Here is a 17,565-nt window from a genome sequence, read left to right on the forward strand (position 1 = left end):
TAATCTCCTCAATTCCTCTTAGTTATTCTCTTTTTTCTCTTGTGTCCCGCAAATAATGGTTTCTAACTTCTCAAAGAGACGTAATAAATCTTCTCTTTCTTGCAACTCTAAATGTGAAAAGTATTTTGCAATATGCTCGTTGCGAGCTGTCATTGCCTCTTCTACTCTAGCTTTCCCCTTTTTCGTTAACTCGATGATGACAACACGACGGTCATCTTTGTCGTGATAGCGTTCTACAAGTTCTTGATCGATTAGACGATCAATCATCACTGTAATCGCGCTAGGCTTCACATACATCTTTTTTGCTAATGTTGTCGCTCTTGAAGCCCCATAATGATCTAGAATCTTTAAAATATAAAACTGCGGTGGTGTAAGTCCTGTTGCTTGCATTTGTTCTAATAACTCCGTCTGCATTTTCTTTCCAATCGAAAAGGCTAGAGCTTGAATTTTATCGATATGCGTCATATCATTTGGCATGTTATCCACCTCTTATTTAAACAATAAAATATTTAACGTATTTAAATATTAATCCCGCGAACAAAATCCGTCAATACTTTTATTCATAAAAACGTTTACATTTTTGTCACAAAGTTGTATAATTTTCGACGAAGTTAATATTGACAGTCACGGAGAAACGGAGTACACGGCTATGAATCATAAAAAAGGAAACTTTTTTATATTTCATGGCCTTTTTATATTCTCTGTCTTAAAACGCTTCGAATTAATTAGGGGAGGATTTTCATTTTATGTTTTTCACACAATTATTTAAACCTGCGCCCCACGCGGAACGCTTACCAGCTGATCGCGTTGATAGCGAATACCGTAAATTACGTTTACAAGTATTCTTAGGTATCTTCATTGGTTATGCAGGTTACTACTTTGTTCGAAAAAACTTTTCACTAGCAATGCCATACTTAATCGAGCAAGGCTTTAGTAAAGGGGAACTTGGGGTTATCCTTTCAGCAGTATCTATCGCTTACGGATTAAGTAAATTTCTTATGGGTATCGTATCCGACCGTTGTAATCCTCGCTACTTTTTAGCAGCTGGGCTATTTTTATCAGGTATCATTAATATTATTTTCGGCTCATTTTCTTTCATTACAACGAGCATTATACTTATGTTTGTACTTCAGTTTTTAAATGGATGGGTACAAGGCATGGGATGGCCTCCTTGTGGTCGTACGATGGTTCACTGGTTCTCTATTAGCGAACGTGGTACAAAAATGTCTATTTGGAACGTCGCTCATAATGTCGGCGGCGCGCTGATGCCTTCTCTTGTAACATTAGGCTTATACTTCTTTGCAAATGACTGGCATAGTATTTTTTACTTCCCAGGTATTCTTTCAATTTTAGTTGGTATTTATGTACTAATTACAATGAAAGATACACCTCAATCTTGTGGACTACCTTCTATTGAAGAGCATACTGGAGAATATCCACCAGATGAGAAAATAAAAGATCGCGAACGCGAACTTTCGGCAAAGGAAATTTTATTTAAATACGTACTAAACAATAAATTTTTATGGTACATCGCTATTGCGAACGTTTTCGTGTATTTCGTACGTTACGGCGTTGTAGACTGGGCTCCTACTTATTTAGTAGAAGAAAAAAGCTTTACTCATAGTAGCTCACGTACTGCTTACGCTCTATATGAATGGGCTGGTATTCCAGGTACACTTCTTTGCGGATGGATGAGTGATAAACTATTTAAAGGACGTCGTGCACCTGCTGGTATTTTATTTATGATTGGTGTATTTATCGCAGTTCTTGTTTACTGGTTAAATCCTCCTGGTAATCCAATGGTTGATAGTATCGCTCTTGTCGCAATTGGATTTTTAATTTACGGACCGGTTATGTTAATTGGTCTACACGCTCTTGACTTAGCACCAAAGAAAGCTGCTGGAACTGCAGCAGGCTTAACTGGATTCTTCGGTTACTTAGGCGGAGCTGCTTTCGCTAGTGCCGCTATGGGCTTTATCGTAGATGCATTCGGGTGGGATGGCGGATTCATCTTATTACTTGCATCTTGCATACTTGCAATGTTCTTCCTTGCCCTTACTTTAAATACAGGGTCAGTAAAATCAAAACAAGCTTAAATAACATATAAAAATCATAAAAATAGCTCTTAGCATCTACATACATGCTAAGAGCTATTTTTTATTTTCATTGCTGTTCCTACTAATGATAACAACCAATTCCTTCCCTACTCTAATATTAAAAAATTTGATGAAACACCTTTATTAAAACAGCTAACGTAACAGATGCAGCAAATCCCCCTAGACAAATTAAGCTTACCCCTTGACTATATGACAAATTTTGAAATGATTTCATTGCTTCCATCCTCCCTATCTCCCCTGTGATACTTTTATTTTACCAATGGGAAAAATTTCATAACATCGATTTCTCTAACAACTAACTTACAAATTTGTAAGTTAACATCTTTTCAACTTATATATCTAGTATTTCCACAAATAAGAGTTATTTATACATAAAAAAGACCTCAGTTATACTAAGGTCTTCATTACATTCTATTTTATTTTATAATCATCACCGGACATTTCACTCGTTTTGCTATTTTATGACTGACACTACCAAGCACCATTTCTTGCAGTGTATTTAGCCCTCTGCTTCCAGCGATAACAAGATCTATATCTCCTGTATTTACATATTGAACAATTGTATCTCCAGGATCACCATGTAATATCGTAATTGTATAAGAAATGTTCTCTTTCTTTAATAGACCTTCAATCTCTTTTAATTTATCTTTTCGACTAGCTGATATTGTTTCTAAGTCTGTTTGACCTTGTATAATATCTGATTTTGCCGTTCTATTATCTACTACGTACACAACTTCAACATTTGTTTCTTCGCTACATTTCGCAATATATGTTGCATGTTCCGCTGCTCGAAGTGCATGTTCAGAACCGTCACATGCTAATATAATTTGTTTGTACATATGCTGAATCCCCTTTTCGTTATCCTACTCGTATTATATAATAAAGCCCCCTAAAAAGGAGGCTTTTAACTAGCAATTCTTTTATTATAAGTAGCCAAATTTGCAACAAGTTTTGAGCTACGTTCATTTAATCCTGTTATACTTACTTTCACACCACTTTGCTCATACTTCATGATAACTTTATCAATTGATGCCACTGCTGAATCATCCCATACGTGCGCATGAGTAAAATTCATTTCAATTTCTTTTACATCTTCATTAAATGAAAAATTATTTATGAAATCGGCTGTAGATGCAAAGAAAAGTTGACCGTGAATTTCGTATATTTTCTTATTTTCAATATATAAATGTTTCACGTGAATCTTTGCCATATTGAATGCAAATAACACCGCACTAATTACTGTTCCGATAATTACACCTAATGCTAAATTATGTGTAATTAAGACAATCACAACTGTTACAATCATAACAAATGCGTTTCCTTTTGGTACTTTATGAATCGTTGTTACAGAGTTCCAATCAAACGTTCCGATTGAAACCATAATCATAACCGCAACTAAAGCTGCCATCGGAATATGAACGACATAATTTCCTAAAACGAATAGTAATACGATTAAAAATCCGCCCGCTACAAATGTTGATAGGCGACCTCGTCCACCTGATTTAATATTAATAACAGATTGACCGATCATTGCACATCCTGCCATTCCTCCGAAAAATCCAGCAACGATGTTTGCGATCCCTTGTCCGCGTGCCTCTTTATGCTTATTACTTTCTGTATGCGTCATATCATCTAAAACTGAAGCTGTTAATAAAGACTCTAGTAAACCAATGATTGCAAGCATAACTGCATAAGGTAAAATAATCCCTAATGTTTCTAATGTAAATGGCACATCAGGAATACTAAAGAACGGTAATTCTTTCGGTAGGCTTCCCATATCCCCTACTGTTTTCAACTGTAATCCGCTCATAAGTGCAATACTCGTCACAATAATAATTGAAATAAGCGTAGAAGGTACAGCCGTTGTAATACGTGGAAATAAATATATAATTGCAAGTCCTAATACAACGAGTGCATACATTTGCCAAGTTGCATTTTTAAAATGCGGTAATTGCGCTGTAAAAACTAAAATTCCAAGTGAATTTAAAAAACCACTCATAACAGATTTCGGAACAAACTTCATAAATGAGCTCAGTTTGAACACGCCAAAAATAATTTGGACGATACCTGTTAATATTGTTGTAGCAAATAAATATTGCAAACCATGATCTTTAACAAGCGTTACCATTAATAATGCCATTGCACCTGTTGCAGCTGAAATCATTCCAGTTCTTCCGCCAACAAATGAAATGGTAACCGCAATACAAAAGGCTGCGTATAGTCCAACTGTCGGATCCACGCCTGCAATAACAGAGAAGGCTATCGCTTCAGGGATTAATGCTAAAGCAACGACAATTCCTGATAACACGTCCCCTCTCACATTAGAAAACCAGTCATTTTTTATCGTTTGAAACAAAATACCACTCCTCTACTCCTTTATAATTTGATTTTCTCCATAAGAAAATCTAGCCGACTGCACGAAAGCTATTATATAACGAGTAGAAGATTTTTTGCTATGTAAAAGTTTCCTAAAGAAAAAGACGCTACCTTAGCAGCGCCTTTACTCACTTTATTAATGTCCACCGTGTCCTTGACCACTTTCCTGAACAATTTCTAACCTCTCATCTAGTATTCCTTGTGTTTCAAATGAAATATCACTCGTACTTCCTAATAAGAAGCCATGATTATATGGTCCAAGTGTTGGATCATCTTTAAACTTCGGCTGAATAGTAGCCAGGAAGTCATACACTGGTTGTGAAGCTTTCCCTTCTTCTAACAAGACAACAGGTGCGTGTTTACCCATATGTGAAAAAGGTGCTCCAGCAACTGCTAAATCTGGTGTTTTGCTTGAAACAAATGATAAACCGTGACCAGGTTTTGTGAATCCCCAGCCAAATTTTGTTTTTTCATCTTTAAATTTAGCGAACGCAATCGAGTTTTCTGTAGGGGTCTCTCCACTAATACGCGTTACTTTCCCGTATTTGCTTAACTCTTTTTCTACTTCTTTTGAAACAATTTTTTCTGGCCCTAATACATATATATTTGCTTTATCTTCTCTCATTTTTAATGCCTCTATTGTCGCTTCTGGCACTTTATTCTTTTCTGTATAGAGTAGTGGTTCCGGCATATGAGAAATCCAATTTACAGCGGGTGTTGTATATAAACGTCCTTCTTCTGCAGACGAACCGATAATAACACTATTTGGGTAGCTTCCTGTTATATCGGCATACTCCTTATCAACATCCTTCGCAAATATAGCTGGGTCCGTTTCTTTTATTTGTTTTACTTTATAACCTTTCAATTGTTCAAGCGCGCTAGTACCTACATCTCCCATCACCATAATTTGTGTTCCATCTTTCGTTCCGATTGGATTTAATCGTTTTATTTCTTTTAACGTCATTTCCGGTATCTTTTCTTTTTCTATAAATAAAATCGGCCCGTTATTCGGATGATGAATAAGGTCTGCACTCGCAATACCTAATTGCCACTCGCTTGCTGGTACTAAAATAACAGCACCTGGCTGGTTCTCTTTATGGGTTGCTGGCCATATCGTTTGCGAAGTTAACACTGCCATTTTTAGGGGGTCATTTGTATTTAACCTCGTTACATTTTTTAGACTTGTCGTTAATAAATCATTCGATGCCCCTTCGTTCATTTCTTTTGGCGCGGTTACTTCCTGATTCATTTTCATTTCCTTTTGCTCTGTTTTCTTCTCTTTTGTAGATTCATGATTTTTATGGTCTGTATTCGTTTGCCCACATGCAGCAAGACCAACTGCTGTAATTATTGTTATCCCAAAAATTCGGGTCATTTTTTTCACTATACCGCCTCCGTATTAATCATTTTTGAGCCAATATGATTACCTAAAATGTAATTTCAACTCCACAATAACAAGCAATTCTGAAGAAATTATGCAGACACATCATAATCTGCACCATTTCTTCATGATTTTGCATTACACTTTAAGTAACGATTATAAATATGGAGGGCTCTCTATGATTGATATACTGCTCGTAGACGATGAACCGAGAATGCTTGAATTATTAACGCTTTATCTTACTCCAATTGGATATAACTGCGTATGTGCGACTTCCGGAGAAGAAGCTATTTTACATATAGAAAATCGAAACTTTAAATTTGTTTTACTCGATATTATGATGCCAAAGATGGACGGATGGGAAACGTGCAAAAGAATCCGTTCATTTAGTAACGTTCCTATTATTATGGTTACCGCTCGTGATCAAACAGTAGATGTCATCCAAGGATTAAAACTCGGAGCGGATGATTACGTAACGAAACCTTTCCATGAAGAAGAACTTTTCGCAAGAATTGAAGCCGTTTTAAGACGTACAAATGAACATAAACAAATCCAATATCACGGTATTGTATGGGATGAAACAAAACACTTCGCTTCTGTACATAATGAAGAACTTCTTCTCACACCGATCGAATTCTCTTTACTCGGGTTATTTTTACGCCATGTGAATTATGTATTAAGCCGTGATCAGCTCATTGAACGAATTTGGGGATTAAACACAAATACAGAAGATCGCACAGTCGATTCACATATTCGTAATTTGCGTGATAAATTGCGAAAAGCAAATTTCCCTATTGATCATCATTTAAAAACCGTGTATGGAGTAGGTTATCGATGGATTGATACCGAACATTAAGGAGCAAAGTGATGAAACGAATCTCTATTCAATTCGGATTTTATTTTTTAATTGTCACACTTTTAATTGAAAGTGTTCTATTTGTATTGCTCTATTATAGTCTCGTAAACACTAGAGTAAATGAAGAAATGACTGCTTTATTAAAACGTGGAAACAGTCATCGTGATGTACTTGAAAAATATTATGATAAGCAAACAATCTCTCACGTAGCACTAATGGAATCTGAAGCTGAAACAACTGTCGTTATTACAAATACAAATAAAGAAATACTAGCTAAATCTAACGAAATAAACACGACTATAAACGATCATATTAGTAAAATGCAAACTCGAACAGACCATAATGGAGCGATTATAGAAAATCATTGGAAAACATCTAATTATATATGTACAGTTAGCCCTATTGTAGTCGATGGAAAACATGAAGGCTATGTGTACATGTTTCTTGGAACAGAATCAATTGAAAAGTTGGTTAATGGATTAACGAAACAATTCATTATTGCTGGTGCCATCACGTTTCTACTCACAGTCATCACAATTTTCCTATTATCACGTTTATTAACAAAGCCATTGTTACACATGAAACATGCAACTGAAAAAATGAGTAAAGGCGATTTGTCCGTTTCATTAACGACTACTCGAAATGATGAAATTGGTGAACTAGCATCATCTATTCAAACGCTCGCAAATGATTTACATTATATGAAAACAGAGCGAAGTGAATTTCTAGCAAGTGTTGCTCACGAATTACGAACACCGTTAACATACGTACGAGGTTATGCTGACATTGCTTTAAAAGAAAGCACCCCTCCTGAACAACGTTTGCGATATTTATCAATTATAAAAGACGAGTCTGATTACATTACAAACTTAGTTCAAGATTTATTTTCACTTGCACAAATAGAACAACATAGCTTTTCTATTCAAGTAAAGGAAGTGCATTTACACACCTTCCTTACTCGCATAGCTGAAAAAGTAAACGCCATGTATAAAGAAAGATACATTAAAGTTTCTTTCTCTTGTTCTCCTACATTGCTAGTAAACTTAGATGAACAGCGATTCGAACAAGTGATAGTGAACATTTTAAATAACGCTTATAGACATTCAAAAGAACATTCTCATATAAACATTTCTATTACAGACGAACATAAACGTATCTCCATTACAATTGAAGATGAAGGCGAAGGTATTCCACCTGAAGACCTCCCTCACATTTTTGACCGCTTTTACCGTGTCGATAAAGCAAGATCACGATCTACAGGCGGAACTGGTTTAGGACTCTCTATCGTGAAGGAAATTGTAGAACTACACGGCGGAAATATTACTGTAACGAGCGAAGTCGATTACGGGTCTTGCTTTATAGTTTCATTACCATCCATAAAGAAACACGACTATCATCAATAGTCGTGTTTTTTTATCCCGCATTAACGGGCAGTAAGACCCCTACATCAAAATTCAGCGGAAGCAAAGAAGTTAGGTGGGGGATCAACTGCCCGTAAAAGCCCGATTGGTTCAACTAATAATCAGTGGGAGATGAACAAAACCCCCACTGATTAAAGTTTCACTTTATCATTTTACTTTATAATATAAATTTACAAATTGCCCAAAACGTTTCGTATCCGTTAAAATTAAATTAATTTCCGGATTCTTGTCTTGAAATAACGGAACTCCAGAACCTAATATATGCGGTGTAATTGTAACAACATATTCATCAATTAGATTATTCTTAAAGAACTCTCTTAGTAGACTCCCTCCACCGACCATCCATATTTTAGATCCTTCTTGTGATTTTAACCTTTTTGTAAACTCCACTACATCTTCATTTACAAACTCCACGTGTTCATTTGAACCTTTTTCTGATTTAGAAAAAACATAACATTTTTTATCTAAATACGGGAATGTTTCCATATGCTCTACTACATAATCGTACGTTCTTTTTCCCATAATTATTGTATCAATCGTTTCGTACATTTCTGTATAACCGTTATCTCCCTCTCCTTCGGTTTCCATTAACCACTGTAAATCATCATCTTCTTTCGCAATATATCCATCCAAGCTAGCGGCTATAAATAAAACTATTTCACGTGACATATTTTTTCCTCCTTACATCTCATCTTGATAACATTATGCTGTAAACAATATACTAACAATAAAACACGACAATTTATGTCATGTTTAAAAAGAAAAAAGGTGATACATTTGTCAAAGGCTAAACGCTTATTAGATATTCTTATATTTGCTTCTGCAAAAAAAGCATTTACAGCTCAAGAAATAGCCGATGAATTTAATATTTCCGTTCGTACTGTCCATAGATATATTTTAGATTTAAGTGATATGGGATTACCCATTTACGCTGAACAAGGTCGCAACGGAGGATATAAAGTATTAACGAATAGAGTAATTCCGCCTATTTTATTTACCGAAGAAGAAGCAGTCTCCATCTTTTTTGCCTTTCAATCTTTAAGCTACTACAGAGACTTACCTTTTAACACAGCAATAAATTCCGTTACACATAAACTATATAGCTCCCTACAACATGATGCGAAAGCGAAAGTTGATAAAATACGTTCTTATATCGCTTTTTGGAATCCGAAGAGAACAATTGATACACCTCTATTAAACGCAGTGTTAAGTGCGGCTATTGAAAATAAAAATTTACACTTTCAATACGAATCTAAATCGGGGATAAAAACAAAACATGTTCATCCTATCGGTGTATACGCTCATGATGGGCTATGGTACTTACCATCCTATGACTTCAGGAGAAAAAAAGTATTACTGTATCGTGTTGATCGTATTCTTTCTATATTATCAACAGAAAAAAATGAAAGTACGTTCATGAATTTAGAAGAATGGTTTACCTCTAGCTCTAACGTAGTGCACATTCCTACCCAATTACATGTTTTACTAACGACAGAAGGCGTGCGCCAATGTAAAAGTGTTCCTTACCTTGAAGAATTCGTGGTAATAAACGAAGACGGGACAGGATATATACATTCAACAATTGATAAAGGCGAAATCAACTTTATTACCCCTTTATTTTATAGACTTGGAAAAGATGCACGAATTTTAGAACCGAAAGAATTGATAGATGGTTTACTTATGCGTGCGAAAGAAGTTTTACATATGTATGAAGACGAAAAAAGCTGCTAAATATAAGCAGCTTTTTTCGTCCCGTTGTTCCTATTGTTTTATTATTGACGAATGTCAAACCACCAACGATTTTTCGAATTCATATTCTCAGTTCCACTAAAACCACTGTAACGGAAAGCATCAAGGAAAATTGAATCTAGTTTATCCTCATCCACAAAATAACCTAAATTAACTTTCATCGTTTGGCCAGGTAGGATACTGCCAATATTGTAAAAGCTTTTTCCATCTCCGTGAGGTTCTAAATAATCGACTTCGCCCGTCATAATATTTTTTTCCGCAATTCCATCTCTTTCAGCGTAATTCCATACATTACCTTTACCTTTAAGCACTTGTATGGATGGAGTCATATAGATTTCTTCTGTCGCCTGTTTACCAATATTTTTCACTGTTGTTGTCAGGTAGACAAATTTAGGACGAATTAATTTTGACTCTACTAATGTATCAATTGAATCTTTACCATTTCCAACTTTATATTCATCCCGTCTATATGGTATCAATTGTCCCGCTTGATCCAAAGCTTGATTCTCGCTTAGTCTTCCTAATCCCATTTCATTAAAGTTTTCTTGCTTAAAATCTTTGATTGAATCAAAAGTTTCAACTTTTTCTATCACATATTCAATTTGGCTCTGATCCATAGATATCGTTACTGGAACCTTTTGCCCTATATGAAATAGTCGTTTGCTATCTTTTTTCAAAGGAATCACCTTAGTTGTTTTACCTTCTTGGCTAAAATACTTTTTATCATAATCGCTTATATGTGATGACTTTTCTTTTGACGTGGGCTCAAGTGAAATGCTCCCTAACACATCTATCATTTGCTCTTCGTTTATATCGTTTCCAATATAACTTTGTAACATAATTCCCTCTTCCTCAAAATAGAGAAAAATCACTCTATTAAACATTAAATCTTTATTACCAGTTTCTCTATGGACAATTACTGCCTTCTTACCATTTATCTCTTTTTCTTCATAACTTTTCGAGTACAGAGTTGGAAAATCTGAATTCTCCCCTACTCTCCAAAGTGCGAATGAAAATCCACCCATTGCGTAGTTATCTTTAAACGAATATTTCATAGCAGAGTCATCAATTGCCTCCATATTTTCTGGTAATTTATCAATTTTCAGCTTATACCACTTATCAGCCTTTTTCGTGTCCTTATTTGTTACCGACACATTTACTTCATAATTTTGTTTTTGAACAATCATATTATAGACTTTTACTGCACCAAAAACGGTTGTCGGCATACCAATCAATAAGCAGGCAGCAGCGATTAACATACGATGTCTTTTACTCTTTTTCTGTGGTCGCTCGCCCTTCAGCTTCATTTCCTCCATAAACAGTTTCTTTTTGCGCGTATATGTATGTGAAAATTCATGTTGTTCTTCGGATTTATCAAAATCATCTAAAGCAATTTTTTCAGCAAGTTCATATATTTCTTTGGAGTTCTTTGAATTCGTCATGTTGTATACCTCCTATCATATTTTGGACTCGTTTTCGAGCGCGTTCAAACTGCTTGCGGACATTAGCCTCCGTAATCCCCATTACACTTGAAATTTCTTGATACGTTAAGTTATAGAAGACTTTGTACTTAAACACCTGTCTGTTAGATTCATTTAACTCTTTTAGCAATGTATCAATTTGAACCTCAGACATTTTACGTTTTTCCCACTCTTCAATATTTTCATCTACTGCTTCTATTGATTCTCTTTCATATTCTTCTAAAAATGTTTCATGTCGTTTATTTTTCCGGTAACTATCAATCGCCTTGTTTTTCGCGATCCTCAAAATATAGCGTTTAAGCTCTTCAGTGCTCAAGCTATGGAGCTTTTCCAAGTTCTTATAAAGAGTAATAAACGTCTCTTGAACCGCATCTTCAGCCTGTTGAATATTATTTAAAATAGAATACGCTACATAATAAATTTTTTGTTCGTACAACTCGTATAGCTCTTCCATCTTTTCATAATCGTTATTTGTAACTTTCATATAATTCCTCCTCTCACTCTATATAACGAATGAGCACTGTACTTTGTGACACTGCAAAATCTTTTTATAGATAAAATTTAATAATAGAATAAACAAAAGCCCAATTTCTCTATTGTAACTGAGAAATTGGGCTTTTTAATATTAGAATTTTCCTGACTGTATCTCTAAGAAAAATTCTTTTACACCTTTTCAATATGCAGTATTTGCTCTATCGCTTCTTTTAACAAATTCTTTGTCTCTTCAAAGTTATGATTCTTCTTTTCCTCCGGTTGCACCGTATAAAACTCAGCAAACGAACGCTCTTTATATCTTGGTACGACATGCATATGGTAATGTGTTAACTCGTTAAATACTCCACCATTTTGACAAACTGTAATTCCATCTGGTTTATATAATGCCTTAATCGCTTTTGCAATCAGCTTAGAAGCATCCATAATTGATCTTGCTACAACGTCATCTAATTCTTCTACTTCTACAACATGTTGCTTTGGCACAATTAAAGTATGTCCTGGGTAGAAAGGCGCATGATCTAAAAAGCAAGTTACATAATCATCTTCATATACTTTATATATTTTTTCCTCTTCGTTTGCTAATTTACAACCTAAACAGTCCACTACACTTTCCCCTCTTTCTAAAAACATAAAAACGTGAGAATACGGCTCTCACGTTTTTATGTTTCATTTTATTAGTTCAATTGTTTCCGTAACCTTTATACTATCTTTTACAGATTGAACAATCGTACAATTTTTCACTGCAAGCTGCAATGCTTTGTCCAACTGCTCTTCTGTAATGTTTTCCGCTTTAATTTTATATTGCAAATGAACACTTTCAACTGGTTTGGATAAAGCTTCACTTCTACCAATTTCAGTTTCGATCGTAAACGTATCGTATGTAATACGTTTCTTTTCTAAAATTGTTCGAAAGACAATTGCACTACATCCTGCGATAGAAGAAACGAGTAATTGTAACGGTGAATACCCGTTTTCTTTTCCAATCGCTAATTGAGCGTACGATAAATCTGCCTTTATATCATCGTGTTTGATTGTTAGTTTCATTTGTTTTGTCCATCTCCACTTTCATCGGTTTCTGCTGTTTCTTACTCATATAATAATAATATATATAGCAGAAAATGATAAATGGAATACCGCAGTATAACGCCATTCTTTGTTCAGGAATAAACGCTAAACTAATAACAACGATGCTATTTGTAATTAAAGCTAAAATTGGAACAATCGGATATAGTGGTGTTCTATACTTTAAGTCCTCTAACTTTCCTCCGCCTTTTATATACTGACTTCTAAAGCGAAGTTGCGATAGAGCAATAATGATCCAACTTGAAACAGCCGATAAACCAGCTATCGATAATAAGTACATGTATACTGTATCTTCTGCAAGGAAACTTGTGAATAGGGATAATCCAGCTACCGCAATCGTTACGACTAGCGCTGTAATTGGAATACCACGTTTATTTACTTTCTTGAAAGAAGTTGGTGCCATTCCTTCATTTGCAAGTGACCATAATATACGTGTCGCTGCATATAATCCAGAGTTCGCTACAGATAATAACGCAGTAATAATAACAAAGTTCATAATATCAGCTGCATATGGAATACCGATTTTATCAAATACAACTACGAATGGACTTTCAATTACGCCTGCTTCCTTCCAAGAAATTAATCCTACTAAAATTGTCATTGTTAAAATGAAGAATAACATAATGCGCCATACTGTATTACGGATCGCACGTGGAATTGTTTTTTCTGGATTTTCACTTTCTCCCGCTGCAATCCCGATTAACTCTGTTCCTTGGAACGAGAAGTTAACTGTAATCATTGTAAGTAATACGGCAGCTAGTCCATTCGGGAAAAGTCCACCATCGCTTACAAAGTTAGAGAAAAGAGGTGCTGCTTCTTTTCCGTCATATGATATAAATCCTAATAATGCACTACCACCAAGAACAACAAATGCAAGGATTGTAATTACTTTAATACTAGAAAACCAAAATTCTAATTCAGCGTAGCTTTTCGCTGAGATAGCATTTGACGCATATAGAATAACGCCGAATACAAGGCACCATACCCAAACATCAACATTTGGAAACCATCTTTTCATCATTAAACCTATTGACGTTAATTCTAGACCCACTGTTACTGCCCAGCCGAGCCAGTATAACCAACCAATCATAAAGCCTGTTCCTGGTCCAATAAACTTCGTTGCATACTTTTGGAAAGATCCCGAAACCGGCATTGCTACCGTTAACTCTCCAAGACAAAGCATTGTTAAATACATAATAAATCCGCCTACTAAATATGAAAGGATGGCCCCCCCTGGTCCAGCCTGATTAATGGTGTAACCCGAACCTAAGAAAAAACCAGTTCCAATTACACCACCAAGTGCGATCATAAATAAATGTCTACTCTTCATCGTACGATGTAATTTCTCATTCGTTGGTTGCTGCATCTAAATCCTCCCCCTACAAATACCCCTATATCTTGTTAAAATTTTCTGATAATAAAAATATACACGAAAGCGATTACATTTTCTATATAAAATTAAAACTTTTCTGATAAAATAATATAAAAAATCTAATTATAGCTAGATTTAGATTCTATTTAGAGGAAAATAAGGAGAAACAAGGAAAAACCCTTACATATATTGTAAGGGTTAACGAAGTTCTAATCTTCTGGATAAAATTGATAAACTATAATTTACGATAAAGTACATACAAGCTACTACCATAAACGTTGGAATCATATAATTCACATTTTGCCCGCTAATAATTTGAGCATTATGCATAAGCTCTGGCAGTGATATAACAACTGCTAATGCTGTATCTTTCAGCAATGAAATAAATTGACTGACAAGCGGTGGAACCATTCTTCTTAATGCTTGTGGTAAAATGATATGCCAAAGCGCTTGCACATACGTTAATCCTGAAGATCTTGCGGCCTCAATTTGTCCTTTTTCAATCGATAATAGACCACTTCGAACAATTTCAGATATCATTGCTGCTTCAAATATTGTTAAAGCAACAATTACAGCTGTTATAATTTCTAATTTCAAGCCTGCTTCTGGTAGTGCAAAATACGTGAAAAATATAATCAAAAGTAGTGGTAAATTTCGAATTACTTCAACGATAATTCCTAATACTTGTGAGACGACAGGTATTTTCATGTAGCGCAATATCCCTATTACACTACCAATAATAAAGCTAAGTACAATTGCTACGAGTGCTACCTCTAACGTTATAAGTAATCCTTTTAATAAAAATAGAATATGATCCCCTGTAATTGCTCCCTTAAAATCCATTTACACCGCCTCCTTTGCTAAGCGTTTTTCTAAATAACGCACTAGCATACTGAGCGGAATTGTTAATATTAAATAAAACATCCCGACAAATATATATACATCAAACGTAACAAACGTCTTCGTTGAAATTAAATCTCCTTGATACATTAAATCAGCACCAGCAATAATTCCAAGTATTGAGGAGTTTTTAACTAAATTGAGAAACTGGTTTCCTAAAGGGGGAATTACAATTTTCATAGCTTGAGGTAAAACGACATGGTACATTGCTTGCGTATAAGTCAATCCTGAGGAACGTGCTGCTTCCATCTGACCTTTCTCGACTGATAGAATACCAGCGCGAATAACTTCCGCAATAAACGCTGCTGTATATACGGTAAGCGTAACTGTTCCTGCTACAAAACCATTTAAAGTAATTCCTATTACAGGTAACGCGAAATAAAATATAAATGCAATTAATACGAGTGGAATATTTCTTACAAACTCTACAAAAGCTGAACCTACCCAATTTAAAATACGAATCGGTGCGATGCGCATTACTGCCAAAATTACTCCTAAAATAAAACTGCCTATCAATGCAATTACACTAGACATAACTGTATATTTAAATCCTTCTAAATACATATCAATGTTATTCGTTAATATAGAAAAATCAGGCACATATTCTCCCCTCTTTCTTTACAAGAAGAGGATGAGCACTCTCATCCTCTCACTTTTACTATTTATCAAGAAAAATAAAGTTTCACTTTACTTCTCTTGTTTTTGACCGATCCATTTTTCATACAATTTATCGTATTCCCCGCTCGCCTTCATATCTTTTAGTAAGTTATTAATCTCTTTCGTTAAATCGTCTGCACCTTTTTGCACTGCAATTCCGTACGGTTCATCTGTAAAAATTTTTCCTACTACTTCATAATTAGAATCTTGTTTTGCCATTCCGTAAAGGATTGCATTATCTGTCGTTAACACATCACCTTTACCTGCCTTTAACGCTGTAAATGCCTCACTATAATTTTCAAATTCTAATACAGTCGCTTCTGGTGACTTTTGACGAATGTTATTTGTAGATGTTGATCCTTTTACAGCTAATACTTTAACGCCTTGTTTTATATCATCGATTCTCTTAATATTGCTTCCTTTTTTCACAAGTAACGATTGTCCGGCTTTAAAATATACATCTGAGAAATCCACTTCTTTTTTGCGCTCTTCCGTAATTGTCATTGTCGCAATAATTGCATCAATATCACCATTTTTCAGCATTGGAATACGTGTTTTAGACGTTACTTCTTTCAGCTCTAGCTTCTTTTCATCTCCAAGAATTTTTTTCGCAAGTGCCTTCGCAACATCAACATCGAATCCTTCTACTTGCCCTGTTGAAGGATTTTTTAATCCAAATAAATTCGTATCATTCTTCACCCCGACTACTAATTTTCCTCGTTTCTTAATTTGCTCAACAGCCCCGCCTTGCTTCGTATTTGTTTCCTTTGCCTCATCTTTCTTACTTCCGCATGCAGCAACAACAAGCACGAATAAACATGAAAATACGATTAAAGTAAATAACTTTTTCATTTTAAGCATGGAATTCCTCCTCTAATGATTTAGCACCCGACTTAAAAATAAACGAGCTCTTTCTTGTTCAGGATTTGCAAAAAATTGCGCCGGTGTCGTATCTTCAATAATTTGACCATCATCCATAAATAAAATCCGATCTGCTACTTCTCGCGCAAATCCCATTTCATGCGTGACAACGACCATTGTCATCCCTTCTTTAGCTAGCGTTTTCATAACATCAAGTACTTCCCCGATCATCTCCGGATCAAGAGCAGACGTAGGCTCATCGAACAGCATAATTTCCGGCTGCATCGCAAGTCCTCTAGCAATTGCTACTCTTTGCTGTTGTCCTCCGGATAATTGATGTGGATATACATTAGCCTTCTCCGGGATTCCTACTTTCTCTAAATAAAACATTGCTGTTTTCTCTGCTTCTTCTTTGGAAACTTTATTTACTTTAATCGGTGCTAGTGTAATATTTTGCAGAACTGTTTTATGTGGGTATAAATAAAAATGTTGAAAGACCATCCCAATATTTCGCCGCAATTCATTCATGTCCGTCTTTTTATTGTGTACCTCTGTATTTTGTACAATTAATCCTCCATCTGTAATTGCCTCTAATTGATTTATACATCGAAGCAATGTACTTTTTCCTGATCCTGAAGGCCCGACAACTACTACCACTTCTCCTTTTTTCACTTGCACATTAATATTTTTCAAAACTTGAAAATTACCATAATATTTATTTACATTACGAAATTCTATCAACATACTCCCCCTTCCCCTAACAACGCATGTACATTCTTTTTATATTCAAAAATAGTCCCAAAAATAACTTTCAGC

The 17,565-nt window shown here is 35.2% G+C and carries 19 protein-coding genes; 4 read left to right on the plus strand and 15 right to left on the minus strand.

Going from position 1 to position 17,565, the window contains the following annotated elements:
• Positions 1–18: 18 nt before the first annotated feature.
• The gene (locus N2V92_RS04205; RefSeq protein ID WP_001132365.1) at positions 19–477 is read right to left on the minus strand and encodes a MarR family winged helix-turn-helix transcriptional regulator; all 459 of its coding nucleotides are present in this window, start codon (positions 475–477) and stop codon (positions 19–21) included.
• Positions 478–746: 269 nt separating this feature from the next.
• On the opposite strand from N2V92_RS04205, the gene glpT reads away from it, so the two are divergent.
• The gene (gene glpT / locus N2V92_RS04210) at positions 747–2,096 is read left to right on the plus strand and encodes a glycerol-3-phosphate transporter (RefSeq protein WP_000466386.1); all 1,350 of its coding nucleotides are present in this window, start codon (positions 747–749) and stop codon (positions 2,094–2,096) included.
• 118 nt (positions 2,097–2,214) lie between these two features.
• Here the strand turns inward: glpT and N2V92_RS04215 are convergent, their stop codons facing one another.
• The 4 genes from N2V92_RS04215 to N2V92_RS04230 all read right to left on the minus strand — a co-directional run bounded on the left by N2V92_RS04215 (position 2,215) and on the right by N2V92_RS04230 (position 5,877).
• The gene (locus N2V92_RS04215) at positions 2,215–2,331 is read right to left on the minus strand and encodes a DUF4027 family protein (RefSeq protein WP_000834733.1); all 117 of its coding nucleotides are present in this window, start codon (positions 2,329–2,331) and stop codon (positions 2,215–2,217) included.
• A gap of 202 nt (positions 2,332–2,533) precedes the next feature.
• Positions 2,534–2,956 (minus strand): universal stress protein, encoded by a 423-nt coding sequence (locus tag N2V92_RS04220; RefSeq protein WP_000277998.1) that lies wholly within the window; start codon positions 2,954–2,956, stop codon positions 2,534–2,536.
• Positions 2,957–3,021: 65 nt separating this feature from the next.
• Complete coding sequence (locus N2V92_RS04225) at positions 3,022–4,473, minus strand: SulP family inorganic anion transporter (RefSeq protein WP_000487912.1); 1,452 nt, start codon at positions 4,471–4,473, stop codon at positions 3,022–3,024.
• Between the two features lie 156 nt (positions 4,474–4,629).
• Positions 4,630–5,877: a hypothetical protein gene (locus tag N2V92_RS04230; protein WP_000738864.1), complete on the minus strand. Its 1,248-nt coding sequence runs from the start codon at positions 5,875–5,877 to the stop codon at positions 4,630–4,632.
• Positions 5,878–6,052: 175 nt separating this feature from the next.
• Here N2V92_RS04230 and N2V92_RS04235 point away from each other — a divergent pair, with 175 nt between their 5' ends.
• Together N2V92_RS04235 and N2V92_RS04240 are read left to right on the plus strand one after the other, a co-directional pair.
• Complete coding sequence (locus N2V92_RS04235) at positions 6,053–6,730, plus strand: response regulator transcription factor (RefSeq protein ID WP_000565487.1); 678 nt, start codon at positions 6,053–6,055, stop codon at positions 6,728–6,730.
• A gap of 11 nt (positions 6,731–6,741) precedes the next feature.
• Positions 6,742–8,133 carry a sensor histidine kinase gene (locus N2V92_RS04240; RefSeq protein WP_000822549.1) on the plus strand — a complete coding sequence of 464 codons (1,392 nt, stop codon included), beginning with the start codon at positions 6,742–6,744 and terminating at the stop codon, positions 8,131–8,133.
• A gap of 165 nt (positions 8,134–8,298) precedes the next feature.
• Here the strand turns inward: N2V92_RS04240 and N2V92_RS04245 are convergent, their stop codons facing one another.
• Entirely contained in the window at positions 8,299–8,820 is a 522-nt protein-coding gene (locus tag N2V92_RS04245; RefSeq protein ID WP_000085771.1) for a dihydrofolate reductase family protein, read from the minus strand.
• A gap of 75 nt (positions 8,821–8,895) precedes the next feature.
• Here N2V92_RS04245 and N2V92_RS04250 point away from each other — a divergent pair, with 75 nt between their 5' ends.
• Positions 8,896–9,882 carry a helix-turn-helix transcriptional regulator gene (locus N2V92_RS04250; RefSeq protein WP_003276662.1) on the plus strand — a complete coding sequence of 329 codons (987 nt, stop codon included), beginning with the start codon at positions 8,896–8,898 and terminating at the stop codon, positions 9,880–9,882.
• A 41-nt stretch (positions 9,883–9,923) separates the two neighbouring features.
• On the opposite strand, the gene N2V92_RS04255 is transcribed toward N2V92_RS04250, so the two are convergent.
• From N2V92_RS04255 to N2V92_RS04295, 9 genes are all read right to left on the minus strand, one after another.
• Positions 9,924–11,342 carry a hypothetical protein gene (locus tag N2V92_RS04255; protein WP_000185133.1) on the minus strand — a complete coding sequence of 473 codons (1,419 nt, stop codon included), beginning with the start codon at positions 11,340–11,342 and terminating at the stop codon, positions 9,924–9,926.
• Positions 11,308–11,865 carry an RNA polymerase sigma factor gene (locus N2V92_RS04260; protein ID WP_000869275.1) on the minus strand — a complete coding sequence of 186 codons (558 nt, stop codon included), beginning with the start codon at positions 11,863–11,865 and terminating at the stop codon, positions 11,308–11,310. The genes N2V92_RS04255 and N2V92_RS04260 overlap by 35 nt, the downstream gene beginning before the upstream one ends.
• A gap of 179 nt (positions 11,866–12,044) precedes the next feature.
• Entirely contained in the window at positions 12,045–12,479 is a 435-nt protein-coding gene (locus tag N2V92_RS04265; RefSeq protein ID WP_000340518.1) for an HIT family protein, read from the minus strand.
• A 63-nt stretch (positions 12,480–12,542) separates the two neighbouring features.
• Positions 12,543–12,920 carry an OsmC family protein gene (locus N2V92_RS04270; RefSeq protein ID WP_000778854.1) on the minus strand — a complete coding sequence of 126 codons (378 nt, stop codon included), beginning with the start codon at positions 12,918–12,920 and terminating at the stop codon, positions 12,543–12,545.
• A complete protein-coding gene (locus tag N2V92_RS04275; RefSeq protein WP_001187093.1) occupies positions 12,895–14,325 on the minus strand; it encodes an amino acid permease in 1,431 nt (476 codons plus the stop codon). The genes N2V92_RS04270 and N2V92_RS04275 overlap by 26 nt, the downstream gene beginning before the upstream one ends.
• 204 nt (positions 14,326–14,529) lie before the next feature.
• The gene (locus tag N2V92_RS04280) at positions 14,530–15,174 is read right to left on the minus strand and encodes an amino acid ABC transporter permease (RefSeq protein ID WP_000345975.1); all 645 of its coding nucleotides are present in this window, start codon (positions 15,172–15,174) and stop codon (positions 14,530–14,532) included.
• Positions 15,175–15,831 (minus strand): amino acid ABC transporter permease, encoded by a 657-nt coding sequence (locus N2V92_RS04285; protein ID WP_001112685.1) that lies wholly within the window; start codon positions 15,829–15,831, stop codon positions 15,175–15,177.
• A gap of 87 nt (positions 15,832–15,918) precedes the next feature.
• Entirely contained in the window at positions 15,919–16,749 is an 831-nt protein-coding gene (glnH, locus tag N2V92_RS04290) for a glutamine ABC transporter substrate-binding protein GlnH (RefSeq protein WP_170264823.1), read from the minus strand.
• 12 nt (positions 16,750–16,761) lie between these two features.
• Positions 16,762–17,490 (minus strand): amino acid ABC transporter ATP-binding protein, encoded by a 729-nt coding sequence (locus tag N2V92_RS04295; RefSeq protein ID WP_002083770.1) that lies wholly within the window; start codon positions 17,488–17,490, stop codon positions 16,762–16,764.
• Positions 17,491–17,565: the final 75 nt, after the last annotated feature.

Source organism: Bacillus sp. CH_48, assembly GCF_038008465.1.
Lineage (GTDB): Bacteria > Bacillota > Bacilli > Bacillales > Bacillaceae_G > Bacillus_A > Bacillus_A thuringiensis_S.

What these genes read in the sequence shown, in the direction of transcription:
- N2V92_RS04250 (WP_003276662.1), top strand. Translation starts at nt 8,896, where the DNA reads ATGTCATGTTTAAAAAGAAAAAAGGTGATACATTTGTCAAAGGCTAAA.
- N2V92_RS04245 (WP_000085771.1), bottom strand. Translation starts at nt 8,820, where the DNA reads ATGTCACGTGAAATAGTTTTATTTATAGCCGCTAGCTTGGATGGATAT.
- glnH (WP_170264823.1), bottom strand. Translation starts at nt 16,749, where the DNA reads ATGCTTAAAATGAAAAAGTTATTTACTTTAATCGTATTTTCATGTTTA.
- N2V92_RS04220 (WP_000277998.1), bottom strand. Translation starts at nt 2,956, where the DNA reads ATGTACAAACAAATTATATTAGCATGTGACGGTTCTGAACATGCACTT.
- N2V92_RS04280 (WP_000345975.1), bottom strand. Translation starts at nt 15,174, where the DNA reads ATGGATTTTAAGGGAGCAATTACAGGGGATCATATTCTATTTTTATTA.
- N2V92_RS04205 (WP_001132365.1), bottom strand. Translation starts at nt 477, where the DNA reads ATGCCAAATGATATGACGCATATCGATAAAATTCAAGCTCTAGCCTTT.
- N2V92_RS04275 (WP_001187093.1), bottom strand. Translation starts at nt 14,325, where the DNA reads ATGCAGCAACCAACGAATGAGAAATTACATCGTACGATGAAGAGTAGA.
- glpT (WP_000466386.1), top strand. Translation starts at nt 747, where the DNA reads ATGTTTTTCACACAATTATTTAAACCTGCGCCCCACGCGGAACGCTTA.
- N2V92_RS04240 (WP_000822549.1), top strand. Translation starts at nt 6,742, where the DNA reads ATGAAACGAATCTCTATTCAATTCGGATTTTATTTTTTAATTGTCACA.
- N2V92_RS04270 (WP_000778854.1), bottom strand. Translation starts at nt 12,920, where the DNA reads ATGAAACTAACAATCAAACACGATGATATAAAGGCAGATTTATCGTAC.
- N2V92_RS04235 (WP_000565487.1), top strand. Translation starts at nt 6,053, where the DNA reads ATGATTGATATACTGCTCGTAGACGATGAACCGAGAATGCTTGAATTA.
- N2V92_RS04260 (WP_000869275.1), bottom strand. Translation starts at nt 11,865, where the DNA reads ATGAAAGTTACAAATAACGATTATGAAAAGATGGAAGAGCTATACGAG.
- N2V92_RS04255 (WP_000185133.1), bottom strand. Translation starts at nt 11,342, where the DNA reads ATGACGAATTCAAAGAACTCCAAAGAAATATATGAACTTGCTGAAAAA.
- N2V92_RS04215 (WP_000834733.1), bottom strand. Translation starts at nt 2,331, where the DNA reads ATGAAATCATTTCAAAATTTGTCATATAGTCAAGGGGTAAGCTTAATT.